Annotated in this window: 21 protein-coding genes; 15 read left to right on the plus strand and 6 right to left on the minus strand. The window is 36.5% G+C overall.

The features are described from left to right. The first annotated feature begins 3 nt into the window (after positions 1-3). Together VF726_RS10160 and corA are read left to right on the plus strand one after the other, a co-directional pair. Positions 4-1,308, plus strand: a complete 1,305-nt coding sequence (locus tag VF726_RS10160) for a pyrimidine-nucleoside phosphorylase (protein WP_440167789.1) — start codon at positions 4-6, stop codon at positions 1,306-1,308. A 62-nt stretch (positions 1,309-1,370) separates the two neighbouring features. Then, a complete protein-coding gene (corA, locus tag VF726_RS10165) occupies positions 1,371-2,333 on the plus strand; it encodes a magnesium/cobalt transporter CorA (RefSeq protein ID WP_440167791.1) in 963 nt (320 codons plus the stop codon). 34 nt (positions 2,334-2,367) lie between these two features. On the opposite strand, the gene VF726_RS10170 is transcribed toward corA, so the two are convergent. Beyond that, positions 2,368-3,657, minus strand: a complete 1,290-nt coding sequence (locus tag VF726_RS10170) for an NCS2 family permease (RefSeq protein ID WP_440167793.1) — start codon at positions 3,655-3,657, stop codon at positions 2,368-2,370. A gap of 134 nt (positions 3,658-3,791) precedes the next feature. After that, a complete protein-coding gene (locus VF726_RS10175) occupies positions 3,792-4,463 on the minus strand; it encodes an SIMPL domain-containing protein (RefSeq protein WP_440167795.1) in 672 nt (223 codons plus the stop codon). A gap of 159 nt (positions 4,464-4,622) precedes the next feature. Between VF726_RS10175 and VF726_RS10180 the strand changes: the two genes are divergently transcribed. Both VF726_RS10180 and VF726_RS10185 read left to right on the plus strand, forming a co-directional pair. Next, complete coding sequence (locus tag VF726_RS10180; protein WP_001003309.1) at positions 4,623-5,042, plus strand: MarR family winged helix-turn-helix transcriptional regulator; 420 nt, start codon at positions 4,623-4,625, stop codon at positions 5,040-5,042. Between the two features lie 102 nt (positions 5,043-5,144). After that, positions 5,145-5,690 (plus strand): hypothetical protein, encoded by a 546-nt coding sequence (locus tag VF726_RS10185; RefSeq protein WP_440167797.1) that lies wholly within the window; start codon positions 5,145-5,147, stop codon positions 5,688-5,690. Between the two features lie 24 nt (positions 5,691-5,714). Here the strand turns inward: VF726_RS10185 and VF726_RS10190 are convergent, their stop codons facing one another. Genes VF726_RS10190 through VF726_RS10205 form a run of 4 tightly spaced genes read right to left on the minus strand, consistent with a single transcriptional unit; the run spans position 5,715 to position 9,112 of the window. After that, complete coding sequence (locus VF726_RS10190) at positions 5,715-6,779, minus strand: ABC transporter permease subunit (protein ID WP_440167799.1); 1,065 nt, start codon at positions 6,777-6,779, stop codon at positions 5,715-5,717. Between the two features lie 12 nt (positions 6,780-6,791). Beyond that, complete coding sequence (locus VF726_RS10195) at positions 6,792-7,856, minus strand: ABC transporter permease (protein ID WP_440167801.1); 1,065 nt, start codon at positions 7,854-7,856, stop codon at positions 6,792-6,794. After that, on the minus strand, positions 7,846-8,727 hold the full coding sequence (locus tag VF726_RS10200; protein ID WP_440167803.1) for an ABC transporter ATP-binding protein: 882 nt from the start codon (positions 8,725-8,727) through the stop codon (positions 7,846-7,848). The genes VF726_RS10195 and VF726_RS10200 overlap by 11 nt, the downstream gene beginning before the upstream one ends. Next, positions 8,693-9,112, minus strand: a complete 420-nt coding sequence (locus VF726_RS10205) for a GntR family transcriptional regulator (RefSeq protein WP_000548032.1) — start codon at positions 9,110-9,112, stop codon at positions 8,693-8,695. The genes VF726_RS10200 and VF726_RS10205 overlap by 35 nt, the downstream gene beginning before the upstream one ends. 166 nt (positions 9,113-9,278) lie before the next feature. Between VF726_RS10205 and dacF the strand changes: the two genes are divergently transcribed. The 11 genes from dacF (at position 9,279) to spoVAE (ending at position 16,966) form a co-directional block, all read left to right on the plus strand. Next, positions 9,279-10,469, plus strand: a complete 1,191-nt coding sequence (dacF, locus tag VF726_RS10210; protein ID WP_440167805.1) for a serine-type D-Ala-D-Ala carboxypeptidase DacF — start codon at positions 9,279-9,281, stop codon at positions 10,467-10,469. Positions 10,470-10,639: 170 nt separating this feature from the next. Continuing rightward, entirely contained in the window at positions 10,640-10,990 is a 351-nt protein-coding gene (spoIIAA, locus tag VF726_RS10215) for an anti-sigma F factor antagonist (RefSeq protein ID WP_048530890.1), read from the plus strand. Further along, entirely contained in the window at positions 10,991-11,431 is a 441-nt protein-coding gene (gene spoIIAB / locus VF726_RS10220) for an anti-sigma F factor (RefSeq protein WP_001243399.1), read from the plus strand. A 12-nt stretch (positions 11,432-11,443) separates the two neighbouring features. After that, positions 11,444-12,202: an RNA polymerase sporulation sigma factor SigF gene (gene sigF / locus VF726_RS10225; RefSeq protein WP_440167807.1), complete on the plus strand. Its 759-nt coding sequence runs from the start codon at positions 11,444-11,446 to the stop codon at positions 12,200-12,202. Between the two features lie 136 nt (positions 12,203-12,338). After that, positions 12,339-13,865 (plus strand): sodium-dependent transporter, encoded by a 1,527-nt coding sequence (locus VF726_RS10230; RefSeq protein WP_000450094.1) that lies wholly within the window; start codon positions 12,339-12,341, stop codon positions 13,863-13,865. Next, the gene (locus VF726_RS10235) at positions 13,865-13,963 is read left to right on the plus strand and encodes a methionine/alanine import family NSS transporter small subunit (RefSeq protein ID WP_000016829.1); all 99 of its coding nucleotides are present in this window, start codon (positions 13,865-13,867) and stop codon (positions 13,961-13,963) included. Before VF726_RS10230 ends, VF726_RS10235 begins: the two co-directional genes overlap by 1 nt. A 117-nt stretch (positions 13,964-14,080) precedes the next feature. Then, on the plus strand, positions 14,081-14,701 hold the full coding sequence (spoVAA, locus tag VF726_RS10240) for a stage V sporulation protein SpoVAA (RefSeq protein ID WP_440167810.1): 621 nt from the start codon (positions 14,081-14,083) through the stop codon (positions 14,699-14,701). Then, on the plus strand, positions 14,694-15,110 hold the full coding sequence (gene spoVAB, locus VF726_RS10245; RefSeq protein WP_000572939.1) for a stage V sporulation protein SpoVAB: 417 nt from the start codon (positions 14,694-14,696) through the stop codon (positions 15,108-15,110). The genes spoVAA and spoVAB overlap by 8 nt, the downstream gene beginning before the upstream one ends. Before the next feature lie 14 nt (positions 15,111-15,124). Then, positions 15,125-15,583 (plus strand): stage V sporulation protein AC, encoded by a 459-nt coding sequence (gene spoVAC / locus VF726_RS10250; protein ID WP_440167812.1) that lies wholly within the window; start codon positions 15,125-15,127, stop codon positions 15,581-15,583. Between the two features lie 12 nt (positions 15,584-15,595). Beyond that, positions 15,596-16,612 carry a stage V sporulation protein AD gene (gene spoVAD, locus VF726_RS10255; protein ID WP_166701911.1) on the plus strand — a complete coding sequence of 339 codons (1,017 nt, stop codon included), beginning with the start codon at positions 15,596-15,598 and terminating at the stop codon, positions 16,610-16,612. Positions 16,613-16,615: 3 nt separating this feature from the next. Continuing rightward, the gene (gene spoVAE, locus VF726_RS10260; RefSeq protein ID WP_440167814.1) at positions 16,616-16,966 is read left to right on the plus strand and encodes a stage V sporulation protein AE; all 351 of its coding nucleotides are present in this window, start codon (positions 16,616-16,618) and stop codon (positions 16,964-16,966) included. Positions 16,967-16,971 lie beyond the last annotated feature (5 nt).

A 16,971-nucleotide genomic window follows, 5' to 3' on the forward strand; every position in this document is an offset into this window, starting at 1 on the left:
ACAATGAGAATGGTGGACCTAATTGCAAAAAAACGTGACGGACATGCATTAACGACAGAAGAAATTAACTTTATTGTTGAAGGATATACGAATGGTGATATTCCTGACTATCAAGTAAGTTCACTTGCAATGGCAATTTTCTTCCAAGATATGAACGATCAAGAACGTGCTGATTTAACGATGGCAATGGTAAATAGCGGTGATACAATCGACTTATCAGCTATTGAAGGAGTAAAAGTAGATAAGCACTCAACAGGTGGCGTTGGTGATACAACAACACTTGTATTAGGTCCATTAGTAGCCGCTTTAGGTGTACCGGTTGCAAAAATGTCTGGACGTGGTCTAGGACATACTGGTGGTACAATCGATAAATTAGAAGCAGTTCCAGGATTCCATGTTGAAATCGAAAATGCTGAATTTATGCGTCTTGTGAATGAAAACAAAATCGCAGTTATTGGTCAAAGTGGAAACTTAACACCTGCGGATAAAAAATTGTATGCACTTCGTGATGTAACAGCAACAGTAAACTCAATTCCGCTTATTGCAAGCTCAATTATGAGTAAAAAAATTGCTGCTGGTGCAGATGCAATTGTTCTTGATGTAAAAACTGGAGCAGGTGCATTTATGAAAACAGATGAAGATGCAAAACGTTTAGCGGAAGCAATGGTGCGCATTGGTAATAACGTTGGCCGTAATACGATGGCTGTTATTTCTGATATGAGTCAACCACTTGGTGAGGCGATTGGTAACGCACTTGAAGTACAAGAAGCAATTGATACATTACAAGGTAAAGGACCAAAAGATTTAGAAGAGTTATGTTTAACGCTTGGAAGTCAAATGGTATACCTTGCTGGACAAGCTTCATCTTTAGAAGATGCACGTGAGAAATTAATTGAAGTAATGAACAATGGTAAAGCGCTAGAATCATTTAAAACGTTCTTATCAGCACAAGGCGGCGATGCATCTGTTGTTGATGATCCTTCTAAATTACCACAAGCACAGTTTAAAATTGAAGTAGAAGCGAAGGAAGACGGTTATGTATCAGAAATCATTGCAGATGAAATCGGAACAGCAGCAATGCTTTTAGGAGCAGGACGTGCGACGAAGGAATCTGAAATTGATTTAGCAGTTGGCTTAATGCTTCGCAAAAAAGTAGGGGACAGCGTGAAAAAAGGTGAATCCCTTGTTACCATCTACGCAAACCGTGAAAATGTGGAAGATGTAAAAGCAAAAATTTATGAGAACATGAAGATCTCTAAAGAGCATGTAGATGCACCAACATTAGTGCACGGCATCGTTACTGAATAATAAAGAAGAGCCAGGGAGTATTTCTCCTTGGCTTTTTTTGCTATTTTTTGTTTATAATAATAATGGGTGAAATTATGATTAGAATTTGTGCAATAACAAAAGCAGATGAAGTGTTATATGATGTTTCGTTAGAGGAAACAAAGAAAGACCATATTGTATGGTATTGGCTAGATTTATATAAGCCAACGAAAGAAGAGTATACATACATTTTGCAAGACCATTTTAAGTTCCATCCCCTTGCAATTGAAGACTGTATAGAATATGTACAGAGGCCAAAAGTTGATTTTTATGATGGATATAACTTTTTAGTTCTTCATGCATTTGGTGAGGATGGATTAGAACCGCATGAGATCGATTTATTTATTAGTGATCGTTATATTGTTTCTTTCCACTTTTCTCATAACAATGCAATCGAAAGGGTATGGAAAACACTCGGAGAAAAGAAGCGTATTAAAAAAAGTCCCCTGCACGTAGCGCATACAATTATCGACCAAATTGTAGATGACTATTTTGCGCCTGTATATTACATTGAGGATCATTTAAATGCAATTGATGATAATTTAACGGGTGAGACAGCAGGAAGTGTGCTAGAAGAAGTATTTGATATACGTGCAGATTTATCGAAGCTAAGGCGTACAATCATTCCGATGCGTGATTTATTGTATCGTATTTTAAATTCGACTCGTTTTTACGGTATAAGTGATCATGAGATTTACTTTAAAGATATACATGATCATTTGCTGAAACTGACAGAAATGATTGAAGCAAGCCGGGAGTTAACGGCAGATATTCGAGATAGCTATTTTTCATTAAACTCACATCATATGAATAATATTATGAAAACATTAACTGTATTCTCGACTATTTTCATGCCATTAACATTTATAGCGGGAGTATACGGAATGAACTTTACGCATATGCCAGAGCTTGGTGGACAATATAGTTATTTTATTTGTCTACTTCTAATGGCGCTAATTGGCGGTGGCATGATGGCTTGGTTTTATAAAAAAGGATGGTTTAAGTAAAAAACACCGAGGAAAATTCCTCGGTGTTTTTTACTTAACCAATAGCATGTAATACGAACATGGCTAAGAATAAGCATGTAACGATATACATAGACGGTGCGACTTCTTTACGCTTTCCAAGAGCAATTTTTAAGATAGGATAAGCAATAAATCCGAACGCAATGCCATCAGCGATACTATATGTGAGCGGGATCATGACGATAATTAAGAACGCTGGAAATCCTTCTGAAAAATCGTTCAGAGGAATTTGTTGAATGCTTGTAATCATCAGGCCGCCAATAATAATTAAGATTGGAGCAATGGCACTATCAGGAATTAGTTTGACAAACGGAAGTGCAAACAGTGATGCAAAGAATAACAACCCTGTAACGATAGACGTCAGACCTGTCTTTCCGCCTGCAGTAATACCTGCGGCACTTTCTACTGTTGATACGGTAGGGCTTGTGCCAAATAGACCACATGTCATTGCTGAAATTGCATTGGCTTGGTAAGCACGTGGGAATTTACGGTCATCTTCTAATAAACCGTGCAGAAGTCCCATGTTCTCAAAAATAAGCACCATGCTTAAGGAGAATGTTGCAATCCAAAACGGTAAGGAAGAAAGTTTGCCAAATGACATAGCTCCAAACACATCGCCGTAATTAGCGAATGAGAATGAACTATTTCCGATTTGACTCGTATCAACAAGACCAAATAGCCATGCAATACCAGTTCCTATTGCAATCGTCCATAAAAAGTTTCCACGTACGTTACGAATAAATAGTACAAGTGCAACGATAAGAGTAAGTAGTGTCGCAAGAACGACAGGGTTACTTAATTTCCCCATTGCAACAGCAGTATTTGGATTCGAAACGACTAAACCACCTTTTTGCAATCCGATAAATGCTAAAAATAATCCGATACCGACAGTAATAGCTTCCTTTAATGACTTTGGAATCGATACTGAAAGCACGCGAGCGATTGGTGTAAACGCAGCAATTGCAAAAATAATACCAGAGATGAAGACAGCTGCTAATGCTTCCTGCCAAGATAATCCGAGCGTATGCACAGCAGTGTACGTGAAGAATGCATTTACACCCATACCAGGAACAAGAATAGCAGGTGCATTTGCCCAAAATGCCATGAGCAGACATCCGACAAATGAACTGAAAACAGTTGCTAAAATTCCAGCTTCAAGAGGAATGCCAGCATCGGATAAAATGGACGCATTTACAATCATAATATATACGATCGTGAAAAATGACGTAACTCCAGCTAAAACTTCTTGTTTTGGTGATGTTTCGTGTAAGCCTAATTTAAATGTTCTTTCAAGTATTCCTTTCATGTTAAACCTTCTTTTTCATATCCCTCTCCCACCCGTGATATCTCTTTCGTAAGAGCTCACCGTCCTTTATTATATCAGAACATCATGTTTTTACAACAAGGAAAATGATAACGTTTACTTATAAATAAGATTATTTATAAATACGTAAAAATCGCTCGTATTGTTGATATGATTTCTAATTCTCCCGATTGAATGGGAGGAGCTGCTTGTGCATGTAAAGTAGCATAGGACGAAATTTCCCGTGGTAATTGGGCAGATTCTTCAACGAATGAGAGTGGAACAGGATTAATGTTTAAATTGTATGTACTCGCAATAGCACGAGCTTTTTCTACCGCTTGTTGCAGAGCTTGAATGAGAGCTTGCTCATAATATTTATTTGGGTGAGATATTCGAAAACGTAAACCTTTTGCTAAGTTTGCTCCATTTGAAACGGCTATATCATATACTTCCCCTGCTTTTTGTACATTTAAAACGGTAATTTCATACAAATGTTCCACACGGTATCCTTGTAATAACGCTTTATCATTTATATATTCGTACTGAGGCGTAATCGTATATGAAATGGTTTCTATATTTTTTTCGGCAATCCCTAGCTGTTTCAGTGCATCTAATAATTGTTTTGATTGCACTGCATTTTCTTCTTGCGCTTGTTTCACATTTTTACTATCAGTTCGAATGCCAAGTGTTAATATAACAACATTGGGTTTTGCTTTGACAACACCCTCACCTTGCACCGTAATGGTAGCTTCTTTGCCAGTATTTGCTGTACGTACGTTGTGTAAATAAGGATTCATTCCACCTTGCATTTTCCATCACCATCCTTAATTATATGTATATGTGTGAACAAAAAAGAAATTTGTATGAAAAAGTTACATAAATGGGAATGTTAGAGAAAGAAAGCATATACAACGAGGGTATTTATAGATTATAATATGTGTAAATATGATAAAAAAGGGACGAGGCTAGTGAACGAAAAAAGAGAAACACTGATTTTAGAATTATCCGGATCATTTCGAAAGATGATACGTTTATTACAAAATGATATTAATACACGTTTTGCAGAACATATGCCATACAATGAATTTTCTGTATTACGCGCTTTATTTTTAAAAAGTCCACAGATGGCTTCGCAAATTGCGAGTGAAGTAAACGTAACCTCCAGTCATATTACAGCTGTTACTGATCGTCTTGTACGAAAAGGGTTTGTAGAAAGAAAGCGTTCAAATTCAGACCGTCGTATCGTGTATTTAGAAATTACAGAACACGGAAGAGAAGTAACTGAAAAACTTGAAGCTGTGCGTAAAGAATATTATAAAGAGAGATTTAAAGGTTGGAGCGACCAAGAGATCGAAATGGTATTAGAGCTATTTGGCCGCGTATTATAATAAATGAGGATAGGAAGCGAAAGCTTTCCTATCCTTTTTCTTTTGAATAAAAACATTTTGAAACTCCAATACTTTAATTAAAAAGAATCGGAGTGAAAAATTATGAAACGTATTTCTATGCTTTTCATTATGATGGGAAGTTTTTTCTGCTTTAATCAATTCGCAGATGCCGCTACGCCCCTTCAAGTCGTTCGAAAAGAATTACAACATATTTCCAATAAGCAACCTGTTTTATATTCGAAACTATGGATTCGTTCAATGCAGAATGCTATTTTATTTCATCATAGTGATAACATTCGGCATGAAGATACGATCAGTAATGTAACAAAGTCTTCTCTTGTAAAAGTAAAACAGCTTCCACTGCAGAAAGCATCACAGTACATCCCGAGATTATCGCAATATATTTCTAAGTTTGAGGCTGAGAATGTGCAAGTGTATTATGTGGCGGCCCGTTATGAAGTGAAAAAAGAGAACCCGTACCAATTAAATGGAATGAATTATTTTATGCAAGTGTTTATTCAACAAGGGGGAGAATGGAGAATTGCTGAAAGCATAGTTGCTCCAACAGATCAAATTGTCGCAAATGGTGATGGGTTTGGAACGAAGCAAGAAAAAGAGTATGGGAAAAGAAGAGAGAATGTGAAATAACCTCCTCATCAAGAGGAGGTTATTTTATTTGAAATTCCAAGAGACTTTCCATTTTAATATTTTAGGTAGGAAGAAATACGTAAGTAAACTAGTCCCCAAAAAACCAATGTAAAAATTGAGCAAGGAATGCCCGTCACTGAAGATTAAACCACCAGTGATTCCAGCAAGTAGAATAGCACAAGTCAAAACTACTTTTTGTAGTTTTGGATATAATAAGTAGTTACCATTTCGCTCATTGACTGAGCGGGCATATAAATATATACCGAGTGGTAATAACATAAGGATATGTACAATAGGTCCAATCAATGTTTTGACCGGTGGAATCTTTGTAAAGTTTGGCTCGTTATGACGCACTCCATTTTGATCAGTATAAGCGCTTTGTGGATCATAATTAAAGTTAATAGTAAAATCTTCTGCTGGACTAGAAATACGTATGTTTTCCATTACATTATGTATAAGACTATTGTCCTCATGAAATGCAGTGTTTGAGTGAACAGCAATGACTCCTGAGATAAGTGATGGAAGTAAAGCTGGGAAGAATAATATAACTACAGTGAGAAATCCTTGCGATATAACATTCCCTGCAATAGTTCCTACCCATAAGGCAAGTGTATAAATTGTGATTAATACAATTAACATGTATATAAAGTAACTATGAAACGGGGAAAATACTTGATATTTATTATGAAAAGTCAACCTTTTCATAATAGCAAATAGCCCCCAGTTTAAAATGACAACAGCGGCGATATTACAGATTCCAAACAACCACTTTGTTATATAAAGGTGTGAACGCTTAAAGGGCATAGACCATAACAAGTCGCTAGTGTTATTTTGTCTTTCCCATCCAATTAACGTACAAGCTAGAATGATCAGTATGCTACCTAACAGCATGACAGGATCTAGAAGTGTTAAATCAAAGTGATAATGATATACATAGTTCCATTTTTTATTGTCATTTAGAAAGTGTTGCTGTTGAATAGAAGTCATATAGTATTTATATGACAAAGTATAGAAGCTGACGAGCCAAAATAACCATACAACATATTTACTTTGTTGATACGTTCTTAGCCACAGTGCTTTTTGAAACATAGGATCTCTCCTTTAAAAAACTTTATAATTTGTTAGGCGTGATAATACAACATAAGTAATGATTCCAGCGAGAAACAAACTGATATAGTAGTTAGGTAAGAAAAAAAATTGATTGATTTTATAGCCACCTAGTAATGCAAAGTAAATGCTGGTCCCCCATATCCATATTTTTAAATGTTTTTGGAAAATAAATATCTTTTGATTATTTTCATTTGGTGACCGCATATATAAATATGTCCCAAGTAATAAATAAAATATTGTATAGAAAATAGGGACTAACATTGATTTGGCTGAATAATATACGTGAGATGCTGGATTTCTTAAAGTAGTTGGATCGTTGTCCCTCTTCCGAGAATCTGGCTGATAGTTATAATCAATAGAAAAGCGATATATTGGTACAACTATATTTGTTTTTTGATTGATTTCATATAGTTGTTGATCTAATTTATTATTTTTAGTATCGGTAGCCTCTAAATGGTTTAGCGTAAAAGTGTACACTAGTGGAATAAATGTAAGCCCCATTAGTAGCCATGGAATGCAAAAAATGATCTGTGAAACAATACTTCCAGTAAAAGTACCGATACATAGAGCAGCTGTATAGACTGCAACATAAGAAACTATCGCATAAAGAAAGTATCGGTGAAATAGACTAAATGATTGATAATCAAAATGGATGGTTGTTCTATAAATAACATACATAATAATCCAATTTATAAGTAACGAGCTCACAATACAGAAGGAACCGAAAGCCCATTTAGATAAGAAAACATTTTTTCTTTTAAATGGCATCGTCATAAGTAGTGTATTAGATTGGTTGCTACGTTCCCATCCTATCAATAAGCAGGCTAAAGCAATGATAAGAACAGTTAACCAAAAACTATTCCCATCTCGTGCAGAAAAGGTATAAAAATAATAATACTGTTCCCCTTTTTCTTGTAATTCGTAATATTTATCGAGTTCCATCTGAGCACTTTTATAGTATCCGAGAGATAGAAGATAAAGCGAACTAAAGAAGAATAGTAACGCAGCATATTTCCCGCGCTTCCAATTCCATATCCACAACGCCTTATGAAACATACCCATCCTCCTCCAGTGTCGTAACGAAGACATCTTCAAGTGACATTGTTAATTCTTCAATGAGTATAGGTTGTTCTTTATAAAACTTCTCTAGTGTTGTAGTCACATTTCCCTCAATTAAGATTGTATATACTTTTCCTGTTTGATTTAATATTTTAATATTGCTTAAGTTTTCTAGTTTTTGAGGTAATGAACGTTCGTAAGCTACTTGTATTTTTGCAAATCTTGATTTTGCATCGTCTAGTGATGTAATAGACGAGATAGTATGGCCTTTTAATATAATAATTGTATCCGCAATTTGCTCCACTTCATCTAAATGGTGAGTGGAGATGAAAATGGTAATCTCTTTTTCTGCAACTTCTCCAACGAGAAACTGTAAAATTTGTCTTTTCACAATAGGGTCAAGTCCGTTTGTCGGTTCATCTAAAATGATATATTCTGCTTTGGTAGAAACGGCTAAAATGATGGCAAGTAGTGCTTTCATGCCTTTTGAATAACTACGAATTCGTTTGTTTGGCAAGTTAAAACGTTCTAACAGTTCATAGAAATATGCTTCATCAAATGCGTTATAAACTTCTTTATAAAACTTTACAATTTCTTTTACCGTATATCCGTTCAGTATGTTAGTAGAATCAGGGACATATACGATTTTTTGCTTTATTTCAGGACAATGATGAATGTTTGTATCTTCATATGTAACAGTCCCTGCATCAGGGTCTAAAATACCGACCATCGTTCGTAATAAAGTTGTTTTCCCCGCACCGTTTCTTCCGAGTAATCCGATGATACTTCCTCTTTGTAATGTGAAAGAAACATCATCTAAAATCGTTTGATTATCAATCGTTTTCTTCAAGTTTGTCACTTTCAGCATCCGCATTTCCTCCAATTTCTTTGTAGTATGAATCTATCCAATCATGAATTTTATCTTTCGTAACACCCAGATAAGAGGCTTCTAATAGTAATTGATGAAATTGCTTTTCAACCATAGCGATTTTCCTTTCGTCTAATGTTGGGGTAATCGATTGGGATACAAATGTTCCTTTTCCTCGTAATGTTTCAATAATCCCTTGTCGCTCTAATTCTTGATACGCTTTACTCACTGTATTTGGATTTATAACGAGTAAAGAAGCGAGTTCGCGTACAGAAGGTAGTTTGTCACTTGGAGCTAACATGTTTTTCAATACGAGTTCTTTTATATTTTGAACAATTTGTTCCCATATCGGAGTGTTGCTTCTTGGATCAAGTTGAATATGCAAGAGCAATGGCTCCTTTCTGACATGTATTAAGTGTACTACTCCATGTAATACACTTAATACAATATAGGTGATGAATGTGTTTGTCAACTTAAAATATTAGAAAAATATGGTATTAAAAAATGGTAAATTGGAAAAAATAGGTTTGATATAGAATGGAGGGTTAGTCATGAAGCGAGTTTTTGGAATACTTGTTTGTTTCATGTTATTGCTTTCTGGTACTTCAGTTAGTTTCGCACAATCTGAGAAGACGAAGCAGGAGAAAACAGAAGAAACAACGCCGAAGTTAGCGGAACAAGCGTCATCAGCAATTGTAATTGAACAAGATACAGGTAAAGTTTTGTTTGATAAAAATCCAAATGAGAAGTTACCACCTGCTAGTATGACGAAGATTATGACAATGCTATTAATTATGGAACAAGTTGAAAAAGGAAAACTAAAACTGACCGATAAAGTTAGAGCAAGTGAGCATGCAGCTTCAATGGGTGGATCACAAATCTTTTTAGAGCCTGGAGAAGAGATGACTGTAAATGAAATGTTAAAGGGGATTGCAATTGCATCAGGAAATGATGCGTCTGTTGCAGTAGCGGAGCATATCGCTGGTTCAGAAGAAGGTTTTGTAAATATGATGAACAAAAAAGCGAAAGACTTAGGACTGAAAAATACTCATTTTCAAAATCCAACAGGTCTTCCGGCTAAAGACCATTACTCTACAGCGAATGATATGGCTATAATGGCGAAAGAACTGATGAAGTACCCACTTATTCGCAAATACACAGGTAAATACGAAGATTATTTACGTGAAGATACGGATAAGAAGTTTTGGCTCGTTAATACGAATAAGTTAGTACGCTTTTATCCTGGAGTAGATGGTGTGAAAACGGGCTTTACGACAGAAGCAAAATATTGTTTAACAGCATCGGCTGAAAAGAATGGGATGCGTGTTATTTCAGTTGTTATGGGAGCACCTACATCGAAAGAACGGAACAATCAAGTAACGAAGCTTCTTGACTATGCATTTGGTCAATATATGACAAAGAAATTGTATACACGAGGCGAAAAAATTAAGACTGTCCAAGTAGGAAAAGGGAAAAAAGAAAAAGTAGATTTAGTTGCGTCAGACAATGTGTCTCTTCTTATGAAGAAGGGCGAAAATATGGACAAAGTAAAGCAAGAAGTTATTGCTGAAAAGAAAGTGAAAGCACCAATTAAAAAGGGTGATGCACTTGGTACACTTGTTATTAAAAAAGATAAAGATGTTTTACTAAAACAAACAATTGTAGCAAAAGATGATGTTGCTGCAGCGAGCTGGTGGGAGCTATTTAAAAGAAGTTTTGGGATGTTTTCAACATCAAAATAGCGGCAAATATTTTGCCGCTTTTCTATTCGTATGTAAGTAAATAATTGCTGAATGATTTCACTTTATGGCGAAATAGTTCTTCTTTTGTCAGTAGGAAGGATTCTTATGTTGTATCACGAAAATCTTTATGTATGTAAATGAGTAAAGTTTGAGCATAAGGAGGAAATCGTGTGAGTCTTTCCATGCAATTAGAAGTAAAACGTGACGTCCTATGTGTGAGACTAGCGGGTGAATTAGATCATCATACTGCTGAAGAGTTGCGAACGAAAGTAACAGATATGATTGAGACACGTGGTGTTCATCATATTGTTTTGAGCCTAGAGAACTTATCGTTTATGGATAGTTCTGGTTTAGGGGTTATATTAGGCCGATATAAGCATGTAAAGGGATTAGGTGGAGAAATGGTTGTTTGTGCAATTTCCCCGCCTGTTAAACGTCTATTTGAAATGTCGGGCTTATTTAAAATTGTTCGTTTAGAAGAAAGTGAAGCGCATGCGCTCGCGACGTTGGGGGTGGCATAAATGAGAAATGAAATGAACCTTCAATTTTCAGCATTAAGTCAAAATGAATCGTTCGCTCGCGTTACAGTAGCTGCTTTCATTGCGCAACTAGACCCAACGATGGAAGAACTTACAGAGATTAAAACAGTTGTGTCAGAAGCAGTTACAAATGCAATTATTCATGGATACGAAGGAAATGCAGAAGGTGTTGTTTATATTTCTGTAATTTTGGAAGAAGCAATGGTGAAACTCACGATTCGAGATGAAGGGATTGGCATCTTTGATTTAGATGAAGCAAGACAACCCCTTTTTACAACTAAACCTGAATTAGAGCGTTCCGGAATGGGATTTACTATCATGGAAAATTTTATGGATGAAGTAGAAGTTATTTCAAACGAATCTTTCGGGACAACAATCCATTTGACAAAATACTTATCAAATAGTAACGCTCTATGCAATTAAGGAGAATAGCCTATGGACATAGAGGTCAAAAATGAGAAGAAGAAACCTCAGTTAAAGGACCACGAGCTAAAAGCGTTAATTCGACAAAGTCAAGATGGAGATCAACAAGCGAGAGATACAATCGTTCAAAGCAATATGCGTCTCGTATGGTCGGTTGTGCAGCGTTTTCTTAATCGAGGATACGAACCAGACGATTTATTTCAAATTGGATGTATTGGGCTCTTAAAATCGGTAGATAAATTTGATTTATCTTTCGACGTGAAATTTTCAACATATGCAGTTCCAATGATTATTGGGGAAATACAGCGATTTTTACGTGATGATGGATCAGTGAAAGTAAGTAGATCTTTAAAAGAAACAGGAAATAAAATACGAAAGATGAGAGATGAGCTTTCGAAAGAATTTGGAAGAGCCCCAACGATTAATGAAGTAGCCGAAGCGTTAGAACTGACGCCAGAAGAAGTCGTTCTGGCACAAGAAGCGAGTCGTGCTCCTTCATCCATACATGAAACGGTGTATGAAAACGACGGGGATCCAATCACTATTTTAGATCAAATTGCTGATCAATCTGAAACGAAATGGTTTGATAAAATTGCTTTAAAAGAAGCAATTAGAGAATTAGATGATCGAGAACGTTTAATTGTGTATTTACGCTACTATAAAGACCAAACTCAATCAGAAGTAGCGGAACGAATAGGCATTTCGCAAGTACAAGTTTCAAGACTTGAAAAGAAAATATTAAAGCAGATGAAAGATCGAATAGATGAATAGCTATCTATTCGATCTTTTTTATGAATTTAGTAGGAAGGGATTATAAACTTTCTTAAAAATTAACAGAATTTATTGATAATTTAGTAAATTTAAAATATAATCCAAGTATGAACTTGTCACAAAGGGGGAAGGAAATATGGAAACGAGGCAACAATGGGGAACGAGGGCTGGATTTATTTTCGCAGCGGTCGGCTCTGCCGTTGGATTAGGAAACATATGGCGTTTTCCTTATACAGCGTATGAAAATGGGGGAGGCGCATTCTTTTTACCGTACTTATTCGCATTATTAACGACTGGTATTTCATTATTGGCGTTTGAATTTGCTCTTGGGCATCGTCACCGTGGTTCCGCGCCACTTACGTTCTTCCGTATTAGTCCACGTGCTGAATTCATCGGATGGTGGCAAATGTGCGTGACGTTTATCGTTTCAACATATTATGCAGTAATTATTGCTTGGTCTATTTCGTATACGTATTTTGCAATTACTGGAGCATGGGGGAAAGACACGCAATCATTTTTATTTAAAGAGTATTTACATGTTGCAGATAAGCCTGGACAGTTTGGAGGACTCGTACCGGAAGTATTAATTCCATTAGCTCTCGTTTGGATTATTGTGCTTGGCGTTGCATTCAAAGGAGTAAAAAAAGGAATTGAAGTTGTTAACCGTATTTTCATTCCTTTACTAGTTGTTATGTTCCTTATTATCGTAGTTCGTGCAGTGACGATGGAAGGTGCGATGCAAGGATTAGATGCATTCTTTAAACCAGATTGGAGTCGCATTTTCGATGGAAAGGTATGGCTTGCTGCTTATGGTCAAATTTTCTTTAGCTTATCTTTAGCATTTGGAATTATGATTACGTATTCTAGTTATTTACCGAAAAACTCTGATACAACAAATAATGCCTTTATTACTGGATTTGCAAATTCAGGTTTTGAATTATTAGCAGGTATTGGGGTCTTTGCGGCTCTTGGATTTATGGCAAACAATATGGGAGTACCGGTTGATAAAGTAGCAAGTGCTGGTGTAGGTCTTGCGTTCGTAGTGTTCCCGCAAATTATTAATGAATTACCGATGTCACCGTTATTTGGCGTATTATTTTTCTTATCATTAACAGTTGCTGGAATTACATCCCTCATTTCGCTTGCGGAAGTATGTTTTGCTGCCGTATCTGAAAAGTTCAGCTTAAGCCGCCAAAAAACAATTGGAATTATGGGGACGCTTCTCGTACTCGTTTCTCTTGTTTTTGCAACACGTGGCGGGCTTATGTTCCTAGATGTTGTGGATTATTTCGCTAATAACTTTGGATTAATTTCAATTGCATTAGTGGAAGTCGTTACGATAGGGCTCATTTTACGCCGTTTACCAGTTTACCAAAATCACGCAAACTTCGTATCTGATATTAAGTTAGGGACATTTTGGAGAGTGAGCTTACTCGTTATTACCCCGCTTATGTTAGGGTACATGTTAATTGATGGTACAATCCAAAATATTAAAAAGAACTACGGAGATTATCCAACGGAGTTTGTCGTAACATATGGTTGGTCAATTGCAGCAGCATTCCTTATTGTTGCGCTCATCATTAGTCTAAAGAAATGGAATGCACAAATACATTCAGATTCTGCTAAGCTTGAAAAAGAATGGAAAGATCGGGGTGTTTCATAATGAGTGGATCAGCGATTATGATGATGGTTATTGGTATGGTAGTCATTTGGGGAGGACTCGCATTAAGTATTGCAAATTTATTTAAGAAAAAGGCATAAACTAAAAAAACATCTGTACCGAAATGGTACAGATGTTTTTTTATGAAAAAATTGTATTAGAAAAAAATTCAATAACCATACTACAACTACGAGGAAGAGTGAAGAGGTGAATGAAAATTGGAACAAACAATTTATATTAAAATGCGTAATCGATTAAAAGTTTCTCCTGCATATGAAGTAAAGCTGGGGGATGTTGCTCAACTTGCCGGAGATGCTGTGGTAGTTCAGTCGTTACAGGATGAGGTAGTTTACAAAATAACAGCGCATGATAAGACGCATGTTGTAATTGATGTTATGAAAATTATTGAGATTATTAGGCGAAAAGCGGCTCATATACAAATTAATTTACTCGGTTCTGGACAAACTCTAGTTGAAATTATATATGAAAAAAAGAGAGTACATCCAATTTTCTTCGGACTTGTATGGTTGTTACTTTTTATTGGAGCGGCCCTTGCGATTATTTATTTTCATGAAGATGTAAGCATGCAACAAGTGCACCAAAGGCTATATTACATGATTACGGGAGAATTTAAGGCGCAGCCACTTTTATTTCAAATTCCGTATTCATTAGGTCTTGGGTTAGGTATGGTCTTATTTTTTAATCATGTATTTCAAAAGCGAATTAATGAAGAGCCGAGTCCGTTAGAAGTAGAGATGTTCCAATACCAGCAATCACTGGACCAATATGTAATTGTTCATGAAAACAAGGACAATATGAAACAACTTGCCGATGATTGAGTCTGGGTTTGTTATTCTAATTGGTTTAGCGGGAGGAATTGCAGTAGGTAGCGGATATGTCGCGTTTTTAGCTGTACTTGGTATAATCCCCCGGCTAGCTCAATTAACGAGAAGTGGAAAGCACATTCAATATTTTGAGTGGGCCGTTATTGCAGGTACGTTAACAGGAGCTTGGTGTAGTTTGAAAAACATTACATTTCAAACGTCGCAATATTGGCTTGTTATATTAGGAATATTTTGTGGTACATTCATTGGAATGCTTGCAGCCGCATTAACAGAAGTGTTAAACGTTTTACCTATTTTAGCGAAACGAGTGGGGGTAGAAGGGAAAATCGTTGTTTTACTCGTTGCTCTTGTACTTGGCAAGGTAATAGGCTCATTGTTTCACTGGATTTATTTCGTAAAGTAGGAGGCAATATATAAATGACAGGGAGAAAACTAAAGGATGATTACGTAAATAAAGTGAAGGAGTACCATCCAAAACCAAACTATTTCATAAATTGTGTCAAGGCATTTCTTGTAGGTGGATTCATTTGTACTGTCGGAGAAGTATTGATGAAATTTTATATACATTATTTTCATTTCAGTGAACAAGAGGCAGGGAATCCGACAGTTGCAACTCTTGTATTATTATCGGTGATTTTAACAGGTTGTGGTGTATATGATAAAATCGGTCAATTTGCTGGGGCAGGATCGGCCGTACCTGTTACGGGATTTGCGAATTCTATGGCGAGCGCTGCGTTAGAACATAAAAGTGAAGGAATTGTGCTTGGGATTGCTACAAACATGTTTAAGCTAGCGGGAAGTGTTATCGTTTTTGGGGTCGTTGGGGCATACGTTATTGGGTTAATAAGATATACTTTTAACATTTTTATGTCTTAAAGGAGGGCTAGTATGAGGTTGACTGGAAAACAAACGTGGGTATTTCAAAATGATATTTATGTGAATGCAACCGGTACTGCTGTCGGTCCGAAAGAAGCTGAGGGTCCTCTTGGAAAGGATTTTGATATTTCATATGATGATTTACATTGCGGAGAGGAGAACTGGGAACTTGCTGAACGGAGATTAATGTCAGATTCAATTCAGCAAGTCGTGCAAAAAGGAAATGTAGAAACATCACAAATTGATTTCTTTTTAGCGGGTGATTTATTAAATCAAACAGTGACAGCAAATTATGTTGCGCGTAAGTGGGGGATTCCTTTTTTAGGGATGTTCAGCGCTTGTGCGACCTCAATGGAGACTTTAGCGGTCGGATCCGCCTTTATAGACGGTGGATTCGCAAATCGTGTTTTAGCGACGGTAAGTAGTCATAATGCAACGGCTGAAAGACAGTTCCGTTATCCAACCGAGTATGGGGGCCAAAAGCCAGGAACAGCAAATTCCACTGTTACAGGTGCGGGATCCATATTAATTAGTAAAGAAAAAAGTGCCATTAAAATTACGGCAGCTACGATTGGAAAAGTGCAAGATTTAGGAATTGCGAATCCTTTAGATATGGGGTCAGCGATGGCGCCTGCTGCTGCTCATACAATTCAACAACACTTTGAAGATTTGAAGAGAAGTGCCGATGACTATGATTTGATTGTTACCGGTGATTTATCAGCTATTGGGACACCAATCGCGAAACAACTGTTACTGGAAGAAGGTTATGATCTTGGGCATATATATAATGATTGCGGATTAATGATTTATGATTCCGGTCAAGAAGAAGTGTTTGCTGGTGGTAGCGGTTGTGCTTGTTCAGCTGTTGTCACATATGGTCATTTATTAAGTGAGATGCAAAAAGGGAATTTACAACGAATTTTTGTCGTTGCTACTGGCGCGTTATTAAGTCCGATGATGATGCAGCAGAAAGAAACAATTCCAACCATTGCACATGGTGTCGTATTTGAGAGAGTGAAGGGAGAGTGAATTGTGGATTTTATATATGCATTTCTTGTAGGAGGCGCTATTTGTGTAATTGGACAAGTATTGTTAGATTTCGCGAAGTTAACACCAGCCCATTTGATGGCTACCTTTGTAGTCATAGGAGCAGTGTTAGATGGCTTCGGATTATACGATAAGCTCATAAAGTTTGCTGGTGCTGGCGCGACAGTTCCTATTACAAGTTTTGGACATTCACTATTACACGGAGCAATGCATGCGGCAGAAAAACACGGATATGTAGGGATTGGTATGGGTATGTTTAGTTTAACGTCTGCAGGCATTTCAGCAGCGATATTATTTTCATTTTTTGTAGCACTTATATGTAAACCGAAAGGATAAATCAA

The sequence above is a fragment of the Bacillus sp. Brlt_9 genome, assembly GCF_051948935.1.
In the GTDB taxonomy this organism is placed as follows: domain Bacteria; phylum Bacillota; class Bacilli; order Bacillales; family Bacillaceae_G; genus Bacillus_A.